This is a genomic window from Dellaglioa sp. CoH-55-MRSF-7, assembly GCF_056782235.1.
Map to the genome: position 1 here is coordinate 1 of NZ_JBXAYI010000042.1, position 278 is coordinate 278.

Annotated in this window: 1 protein-coding gene; it reads left to right on the forward strand. The window is 53.2% G+C overall.

Annotated elements, in window-relative coordinates; genetic code table 11:
* Positions 1-73: 73 nt before the first annotated feature.
* On the forward strand, positions 74-278 hold a 205-nt coding region (locus AC1RPU_RS07765; protein WP_481769607.1), incomplete at its 3' end, for a hypothetical protein.

Sequence of the window (278 nt, forward strand, 5' to 3'; positions counted from 1 at the left end):
CTATGTGGTCAATCTGTCGCACATATCGAACTTCGTGCCCAAAAACCACCAGAACGTTGGTTTTGCGGACCTCGTGATTCAGCTGAATGACCTCGACAAAAAGCGCGCCGTCGTCAAGATTCCCGCGACGTGGCTTCCGGTTGACATTTCTCCGTACGTCCATCTGCTTCGCACCAATCTCTCGTTCCAACGCCTTTTGAATTTGGGGCTGCTGGCGTTTGTGAGTCCGAATCGCGCGGACCTTATCCTAAATTCTGACGAGGGCAGGGCAGAGTTGG